This window comes from Kitasatospora sp. NPDC091257 (assembly GCF_044757675.1).
Taxonomy (GTDB): Bacteria; Actinomycetota; Actinomycetes; order Streptomycetales; family Streptomycetaceae; genus Kitasatospora; species Kitasatospora lactacystinica.
Genome location: NZ_JBIVVI010000276.1, coordinates 1 through 8,389 on the forward strand (window position 1 = coordinate 1; position 8,389 = coordinate 8,389).

Sequence of the window (8,389 nt, forward strand, 5' to 3'; positions counted from 1 at the left end):
GGGTACGGGGGCCCGGAGCCCCCGGAAAAGACTTCGAGTCGAGGAGCGCACGTGGGCCTTGTCGTGCAGAAGTACGGCGGCTCATCCGTTGCGGATGCCGAAGGCATCAAGCGCGTGGCCCGCCGGATCGTTGACACCAAGAAGGCCGGCCATGAGGTCGTCGTCGTGGTGTCCGCGATGGGCGACACGACGGACGAGCTCATCGAACTCGCGGAGCAGGTGTCACCGCTGCCTGCCGGCCGTGAGTTCGACATGCTGCTGACCGCTGGAGAGCGCATCTCCATGGCGCTGCTGGCCATGGCGATCAAATCCCTGGGGCACGAGGCACAGTCCTTCACGGGCAGCCAGGCCGGTGTCATCACCGACTCCGTCCACAACAAGGCGCGCATCATCGACGTGACGCCCGGCCGCATCCGCACCGCCCTGGACGAGGGCAACATCGCGATCGTGGCCGGTTTCCAGGGCGTCTCCCAGACCAGCAAGGACATCACCACGCTGGGCCGGGGCGGCTCGGACACCACCGCCGTGGCGCTCGCCGCCGCGCTCAGCGCCGAGGTCTGCGAGATCTACACCGACGTGGACGGCGTGTTCACCGCCGACCCGCGCGTGGTGAAGAAGGCCCGCAAGATCGACTGGATCGCCTACGAGGACATGCTGGAGCTGGCCTCGTCGGGTTCCAAGGTGCTGCTCGATCGGTGTGTCGAGTACGCCCGTCGCTACAACATCCCGATTCACGTACGCTCGTCCTTCTCGGGTCTTCCCGGGACGATCGTCAGCAACGACAACCCGAACAAGCCCGAAGGGGGCGAGATGGAGCAGGCCATCATCTCCGGAGTCGCCCACGACACCTCCGAGGCCAAGGTCACCGTCGTCGGCGTGCCCGACAAGCCGGGCGAGGCGGCGCGCATCTTCCGCGCCATCGCCGACGCCGAGGTCAACATCGACATGGTGGTGCAGAACGTCTCCGCCGCGTCGACCGGCCTGACCGACATCTCCTTCACCCTGCCCAAGACCGAGGGCCAGAAGGCCATCGACGCGCTGGGCCGGGTCAAGGCGGGCATCGGCTACGAGTCGCTGCGCTACGACGACGCGATCGGCAAGATCTCGCTGGTCGGCGCCGGCATGCGCTCCAACCCGGGCGTCACGGCGACCTTCTTCGAGGCGCTGTCCGCCGCGGGCGTCAACATCGAGCTGATCTCCACCTCGGAGATCCGCATCTCGGTGGTCACCCGCGCCGACGACGTGCCGGAGGCCGTCCGCGCCGTCCACAGCGCCTTCGGCCTGGACAGCGAGAGCGACGAGGCCGTCGTCTACGGCGGCACCGGGCGATGACCCGGACGCGGGGCCGGGTCACCGGGTCCTGCCCGGGCGCCGGGCGATGACCCGGCGTCCGAACCTCGCCGTCGTCGGCGCCACCGGCGCGGTCGGCGAGGTGCTGCTCGGGCTGCTCTCCCTCCGCCAGGACGTCTGGGGCGAGATCCGACTCGTCGCCTCCCCGCGCTCGGCCGGCCGCAAGGCGGTGGTGCGCGGGGAGGCCGTCGAGGTCGTCCCGCTGGCCGAGGAGGCCTTCGCGGGCATCGACGTGGCGGTGTTCGCCGTCCCCGACCCGGTCTCGGCGCAGTGGGCGCCGATCGCGGCGGCCAAGGGCGTCGTGGTGATCGACGGCTCGGCCGTCTTCCGCACCGCCGAGGACGTGCCGCTGGTCGTCCCGGAGGTCAACGCGGCCGCGCTGCGGATCCGTCCGCGCGGCATCGTCGCCAGTCCGGCCGCTACCGCCCTCGCGATGATCGCCGCGGTGGGGGCGCTGCACGCCGAGTACGGGCTGGCGCAGCTCGTGGTCGCCTCCTACCAGGCCGCCGACGGCGAGGGCCGCGACGGCGAGGCGACGCTGCGCGCGCAGACCGGGCTGGTGGCGGGTGCCGCCGTCGGCCGGCAGACCGGTGACCTGCGCGCGCTGATCGCCGATCAGGGGCCGTTCGCCGCCCCGCTGGTGCTCAACGCGGTGCCCTGGACCGGCGGGCTGCGCGAGGGCGGCTGGTCCGCCCAGGAGACGGGCATCCGCGACGAGTCCCGCAAGGTCCTCGGCCTGCCCGCCCTGAAGGTCTCGGCGACCTGCGTCCACATCCCGGTCGTCCGCACCCACGCGCTGGCCGTGCACGCGCGGTTCGAACGCGAGGTCACCCAGGAGCACGCGCAGGACATCCTGCGGGACGCGCCCGGCGTGGTGCTCTACGACGACCCGGCGGCCGGCGAGTTCCCCACGCCGAACGACGTGGTCGGGACGGACCCGGTCTGGGTCGGGAGGGTCCGGCGGGCGCTGGACGAGCCGGACGCGCTGGACCTCTTCCTGTGCGGGGACAACCTGCGCAAGGGGTCGGCGCTCAACCTGGTGCAGCTGGCCGAGCTGGTGGCGGCGGAACTGACGGCGGGCGAGCCGGTGGACGCGGAGCCGGACGCGGAGTTGGACGCGGAGTTGGACGTGGCGGCGACGGCTGAGCCGACGGGGCCGACGGGGCCGGAGAAGCCGGAGTACTAGGTCCCGGGGCCCTCGCGCGTTCCGAAGTGCCCGCTTGTGTCCACAGCTGTGTCCATACCTGTGTTCGCTCCTCGACACAATCTGTCCGGAATCCCGGGGGAATCCCCTGGAGGCCTCTTCCGCCGATGCGGAAGAATGGGCCCCGAGCCGGGCAACCATGACAGGGGATCGAGTGTCCAACGTGCGTGGCGAACGTGATGGTGGGGGCAAGGGCGGGCATACCGGCGAGAGCCGCGGTGCCCTTCCCGTCGCGCGCCCCGTGGCCTGCGAGTAGGCCGGAAGAAGACCAGATGACGGCGGCCGCACGCGGTGCGGCGGACTCCGGCGCCGGTACCGACGCGGGTACCAGCGAGGACCTGCTCACCGAGACCTACCAGGCGCACTACCGCTCGTTGCTGCGGCTCGCGGCACTGCTCCTGGACGACCTCTCGACGTGCGAGGACGTCGTCCAGGAGGCGTTCATCCGGGTGCACGCCGCCCGGCGCAGGGTGCGCGAGCCCGAGAAGACCCTGGCCTACCTGCGGCAGACGGTCGTCAACCTGTCCCGCTCCACGCTGCGCCGCCGCATCCTCGGGCTGCGACTGCTGCCGAAGCCCATGCCTGACATGGCCAGTGCAGAAGAAGGTGCCTACGATGCCCTGGAGCGCGACCAGTTGAAGGCCGCGCTGCGTGGTCTGCAACGCCGTCAGCGGGAGGTTCTGGTGCTGCGTTACTTCGTGGACATGACGGAGGCGCAGGTCGCCGAGACCCTGGGCATCTCGCTCGGCTCGGTGAAGGCCTACGGCTCCCGCGGACTCGCCGCCCTCCGCGTCCAGATGGAGGCCGGACATGGCTGAGGCGGACGACGGCCGTCGGCGACCGGTCGACGGGGCGTCCGGGCCGCACGCGCCCGAGCCGACGGCGCCCGAGCCGCACGCGTCCGAGTCGACGGCGCCCGAGTCGAAGTCGCCGGGTACGCGCGCACCGAGTCCGAACGCACCGGGTCCGCTCGCGTCCAGTCCGAACGCGGCCGGGAAGCCCGGTGTGAACGGCCCCGCGGGTGAGGTCCCGGAGCTCCTGGACCTCTCCGCCGACGAACGGGCGCTGCGCGAGCGGCTGCACGGCGCCGTCTCCGGTATCCAGCCCGCCGTGGGCGGGCTGCCGCGGATCCGGCGGGCCGTGCCCCGCCGCCGGGCCGCCCGGCGCGGCGCCTGGACCGGGGCGGCCGCACTCGCCTTCGCCGTCGCGATCGGCCTGCCCGTCCTGCACGAGGGGGAGCACCTCGGGCTCTCCGGCGGTCCCGGCTCGGCCGACGCCAAGAGCCCGGCCGCCGCGTCCCCCAGCGGTGCCGCCGGTACCGCCGGCGGCACCGCGGCGGCCACGCAGACGGGCGCGGGCGGCACCGGCGCCGCCACCTCGCCGACCGGTACGGCCTCGGCCCTGCACACCCCCGGCGGCGGGCTGACGCAAACCGACGGTGGCGTCGCGCCCTCCGGGACCTCCGGGGCCGGCGACGGCGGCATCGTCCCGCTCTGCACCCGGACGGACCTCGGCGAAGGCGTCGCGCAGGTCGGCACGGCCGACGGCGACGGGCGGATCTACGGCTCGTTCACCGTCAGAGGCGCACGAGAACACCGAGGAGGCCATGGCGGAGCTGAGGGCGGTGATCCGGACGATCTACCCGCCGATCCTCGCCGACCGCGGCCTCGCCGGGGCGCTGACCGCGCTGGCGTCCCGATCGGCGATCGACACCACCCTCGACATCGGCTCCGGTGGCTCCGGCGACCTCGACACCGTCCCCGCCGCGGTCGAGGCCGTCGCCTACTTCACGATCGCCGAGGCGCTCACCAACGCCGCCAAGCACAGCCGGGCCACCCGGACCGCCGTCCGCGTCGCACGCGACGGCGACCGGCTGGCGATCGAGGTCACCGACGACGGCGTCGGCGGCGCCGACGAGACGCTGGGCACCGGCATCACCGGAATCCGCCACCGCGTCCTGGCGCTCGACGGCACCGTCCACCTCCACAGCCCCGGCGGCGGCCCGACCACGATCACCGTGAGCCTGCCGTGCGCGTCGTGATCGCCGAGGACAACGTCCTGCTGGCCAACGGGCTGGAACTCCTGCTGACCGCCAAGGGCTTCGAGGTCGCCGCGATCACCCCGGACGCCCCCGGCTTCGTCGCCGCCGTCACCGAACACCGCCCGGACGTCGCCATCGTCGACGTACGGCTGCCGCCCGGCTTCCGCGACGAAGGCATCCACGCCGCGATCCGCGCCCGCCGCCTGCACCCCGGCCTGCCCGTGCTCGTCCTCTCCCAGTACGTCGAGCAGCAGTACGCCGGCGAGCTGATCTCCGACGGCCGCGGCGGCGTCGGCTACCTCCTCAAGGACCGGGTGAGCCGGGTGAGCGAGTTCACCGACGCACTGCGGCGGGTCGCCGCCGGCGGCACCGTCATGGACCCCGAGGTGATCGGCCAGCTCCTCACCCGGCCCGCCCGCGACCCGATCGCCGCCCTCACGCCGCGCGAACGCGAAGTCCTCGCCCTGATGGCCGAAGGAAAGGACAACACCACCATCGCCACCCGGCTCGTCATCACCGACAACGCCGTCCACAAGCACATCGGCCACATCTTCGCCAAGCTCGGCCTCTCGCCGGCCGACAGCGGCCACCGCCGCGTCCTCGCCGTCCTCACCTACCTCAGCCGCCGCTGAGGAGCCCGCACGCCCGGCCGGTCGGCCCGCACGCCGTCCCGCACGCCGCCCCGCCCGTCGGCCCGGTGGATCGCCCATCCGGAACGCCCACGCGGAACGCCCGGCCGGGAAGCCCGGCCGAGCGCTCCGCTCAGGTGTGTGGGTCGGGGTCAGAACTGGGTGCTGACCGTGACGCCGCTGAAGTCGGTGACGGCGTACAGGCTGAGGTAGCGGTAGCCGGCGGTGGGGTTGGTGACGGTGAGGGACTGGGTGGTGCCGGTGCCGGTGGAGGAGGCGGTGAAGGCCTTCGGCGAGGCCCAGGTGTCCGCGTTGTAGTAGAGGTGCGCGGTGCCGGTGCCGCCGGAGGTGGTGACCTTCAGCGTGGTCGTTCCGGCCGGCAGGTAGACGTACAGGTAGTCGAGGTTGCCGGCGGTCGCGGCGCGGCCGCCGCGGGAGCAGTTCCGGCCCATCGCGTCGGCGCGCTGCTCGGTGCAGGCCGGCAGGACGACCGGGGCGGCGGTCACGGTGACGGTGGCCGGGGTGGTGGAGATCCGGCCGGTGTCGTCGGTGGTGGTCAGGGCGACGGTGTAGCTGCCGGCCGCCGCGTAGGTGTGGCTCGGGTTGCGCTCGTCCGAGGAGGTGCCGTCGCCGAAGGTCCAGTGCCAGGCGGTGATCCGGCCGGAGCCGGTCTGCACCGACCGGTCGTTCACGCTGACGGTCGCGCCGTTCACCGAGGTGTCGAACAGGGAGGTCGGGCCGGGGTTGTAGCAGGCGCCGCCGGCACAGGCGTCGAGCCAGGCGTCGAAGTCGGCGTCGTAGGAGGTGCCGAGGCTGTTGTAGACCGCGTAGCCGCCGCGGTAGTCACCGACGCGGAACCGGGCCAGCATGGCCTGGACGTCGGCCGGGTGCTTCTCCACCATGTACCGGGTGGCCAGGTAGCCCCACGGGTAGACGCGGGTCGAGTCCGAGTTGCCGGGGGTGCTCTGGAAGAGGGTGCTGAGCTTGTAGGTGTGCTTGGCGGCCTGGGCCATCGCGTCGGTGTCGGTGGCGCCGCGGTAGCTGTGCGAGACGTACTCGGCGAGGCCCTCGACCCACCAGATGTCCGGGACGGACATCTGGGTGGGGTAGTTGCCCTTCAGGTCGTAAATGCTGTCGAGGTAGTGGGTGTACTCGTGGTTGAGGTTCCACACCCGGGCCGGGTCGTTGTTGTTCCAGGTCTTCTGGTACATCACGGTCGCGGCCAGCTTGTTCGGGTCGGTCGCGTCCATGACGGTCTGGCCGCCGTTGTCGGTGTCGTTGCCGAAGATCGCCCACGAGTAGGTGGTGTAGTCGGTCTTGTTGGCGAAGATCCCGAAGGTGACGTTCCTGGCGTACTGGTTCGGGATCGGCCCGTTGTCCTTGACCACGCCGTGGAAGAAGGCGTCCTGGTTGCGCAGGCTGGCGCAGACGGTGGCCAGTTCCTCGGCCGACAGTGCCTGGGCCTGGATGGTCCGGTTGTCGCAGACCAACTGGTGCGGCAGGACCACCGAGGTGAGCTTGGCGGGCAGGTTGCAGATGTCGTAGTACGAGCACTGACCGCTGTTGTAGTACGCGGCCTGGACGGCCGTGTGCACGTACAGCGGCGCCGCCGGCGTCAGCAGCGGCGCGGCGTCCAGCACCTTCCTGACCAGCGGCTTGACCAGGGCCTCGACGGCGGGGCTGCTCCCGGCCATCCGGGCCAGGTCGTTGCCCGCGTTGGTGTCGAGGACCTCGTTGGGCCCGCCGATCAGGTCCTTGTGGTTGATCGCGAAGTCGGCGAGGGAGACGGCGAGGCTCGGGTCGGCGGCGACCGCCTTGACGAAGTCCTGGTTCGAGTTGCCCCGCCAGAGCGGGTACTGCAGCACGGAGTTGACCGCGCCGACCATCTTCGGGACCGCGTTGTAGGAGTTGTTGTAGTCGTCCAGTATCCGCTTGTAGACGCCCAGGTAGCCGGCCTGGACGTTGGCGCTGTCGGTGAGCCACACGACGTCCCTGAGCACGATGCCGTTGCCCTCGGTGACGTCGTGCCAGCGGGCCCCGGCGAAGAACGCGTCCAGGGCGGCCCTGACAGCGGTGGTGAGCTCGCCGGTGTACGGGCCGGCCGCGTCGGGGTAGTAGAACTGGATGTAGTAGCCCACCTGCAGGTAGAGCGCCAGCTGCTGGATGCCGGTCGAGTTGTCGCCGGTGTAGCCGGCCGCCAGGTCCTTGAACGCGGCCGCGACGGACAGCATCCGGGACTGCCGGAAGATGCTCGGGTCGGCGCCACCGCTGCTGTACAGCCCCCGGATGCACTCCGGGGTCGAGCTCTTGATGAACGCGACCAGGTCGGCCCCGGTGCGGGCGGCGAAGTCGGCCGGGGTGCAGGCCTGCGCGGCGGCAGCGGCCGCGTCCGCGCCGGAAATGGCCTGCGGGGCAGGGGACTTGGGGCCGACGGGGGCGGCCGTCGCGGCCGCGGCGGCCGTTGTGGCCGGCCCGCCCATGAGTCGCTCGCCGATCAGCGCCGGGGGCAGCGGGGCCGCGGGCGCGGCGGGCTCCTCGGAGCCCGCCGTCGCGCCGGCGATGGGCGCGGCGGGTGCGGCGGGTGCGTTCGGGGCGGCCGCGGTCAGGGCCGGGGTGGCGGTGACGGCGGCGGGAGCCGCGAAGGCCTGGGCCGGCAGCACGGCGGTGGCCGTGGCACAACAGGCGACGACGCCGGCCGCGAGCGTGGAGAGTCTTGTGCGCAGGAGCACGCCGAGTCCTTCTTCGAGTGGGGGCAGCCCGACGTGGGGTCGGACTGAGTGAAGGAGATGAGGAGATTGGCGTGGATCCTGTCACTGACCGGCCATCAGAACAATGTCACAGTTTATATGGCACACAATTTTCAGCCACCTCGCGCCCACCCCGCCCCGATATGTGGCTGACCTGCGACGGTTGGGGGCCCGGGGCGGCGCGGCGCACGGGCGCCGGAGGCCCGTCGGGTCACGAGTCGGGAGATTTGCCCGAGGCCGCACGGGCCGGCGGGCGACCCGGAGTGGCCGATCTCCGCCCCCGCCCGTAAGCGCGGACCGGGGCCAGGGGGCCGTCCACGATCCACCGCCGCTGCCGCCGGGCCGCGGGCCGTGATCACCACGGCCACGGCCGTGACCGGCCCACCTCGGTGCGGGGCGGGTCGCAGGTCCCTCCACC

At 72.3% G+C, this 8,389-nt stretch carries 6 protein-coding genes; 5 read left to right on the plus strand and 1 reads right to left on the minus strand.

Going from position 1 to position 8,389, the window contains the following annotated elements; translation table 11 throughout:
- Nucleotides 1–51: 51 nt before the first annotated feature.
- The 5 genes from ACIQOV_RS15375 to ACIQOV_RS15395 all read left to right on the plus strand — a co-directional run bounded on the left by ACIQOV_RS15375 (nucleotide 52) and on the right by ACIQOV_RS15395 (nucleotide 5,227).
- The gene (locus ACIQOV_RS15375; protein WP_359905659.1) at nucleotides 52–1,332 is read left to right on the plus strand and encodes an aspartate kinase; all 1,281 of its coding nucleotides are present in this window, start codon (nucleotides 52–54) and stop codon (nucleotides 1,330–1,332) included.
- A gap of 46 nt (nucleotides 1,333–1,378) precedes the next feature.
- Entirely contained in the window at nucleotides 1,379–2,536 is a 1,158-nt protein-coding gene (locus ACIQOV_RS15380; protein WP_401048794.1) for an aspartate-semialdehyde dehydrogenase, read from the plus strand.
- 290 nt (nucleotides 2,537–2,826) lie between these two features.
- Nucleotides 2,827–3,372, plus strand: coding sequence for a SigE family RNA polymerase sigma factor (locus ACIQOV_RS15385; RefSeq protein WP_359905665.1), 546 nt, complete (start codon nucleotides 2,827–2,829; stop codon nucleotides 3,370–3,372).
- 788 nt (nucleotides 3,373–4,160) lie between these two features.
- Nucleotides 4,161–4,595 (plus strand): sensor histidine kinase, encoded by a 435-nt coding sequence (locus ACIQOV_RS15390; RefSeq protein ID WP_401048796.1) that lies wholly within the window; start codon nucleotides 4,161–4,163, stop codon nucleotides 4,593–4,595.
- Nucleotides 4,583–5,227 carry a LuxR C-terminal-related transcriptional regulator gene (locus tag ACIQOV_RS15395; RefSeq protein ID WP_401048798.1) on the plus strand — a complete coding sequence of 215 codons (645 nt, stop codon included), beginning with the start codon at nucleotides 4,583–4,585 and terminating at the stop codon, nucleotides 5,225–5,227. The genes ACIQOV_RS15390 and ACIQOV_RS15395 overlap by 13 nt, the downstream gene beginning before the upstream one ends.
- Before the next feature lie 149 nt (nucleotides 5,228–5,376).
- Here ACIQOV_RS15395 and ACIQOV_RS15400 read toward each other — a convergent pair whose 3' ends face one another.
- On the minus strand, nucleotides 5,377–7,953 hold the full coding sequence (locus ACIQOV_RS15400; protein ID WP_401048800.1) for a collagenase: 2,577 nt from the start codon (nucleotides 7,951–7,953) through the stop codon (nucleotides 5,377–5,379).
- Nucleotides 7,954–8,389 lie beyond the last annotated feature (436 nt).

Excerpts from the sequence above, each read along its gene's own strand:
- ACIQOV_RS15380 (WP_401048794.1), top strand. The coding sequence starts at position 1,379 with ATGACCCGGCGTCCGAACCTCGCCGTCGTCGGCGCCACCGGCGCGGTC.
- ACIQOV_RS15385 (WP_359905665.1), top strand. The coding sequence starts at position 2,827 with ATGACGGCGGCCGCACGCGGTGCGGCGGACTCCGGCGCCGGTACCGAC.
- ACIQOV_RS15390 (WP_401048796.1), top strand. The coding sequence starts at position 4,161 with ATGGCGGAGCTGAGGGCGGTGATCCGGACGATCTACCCGCCGATCCTC.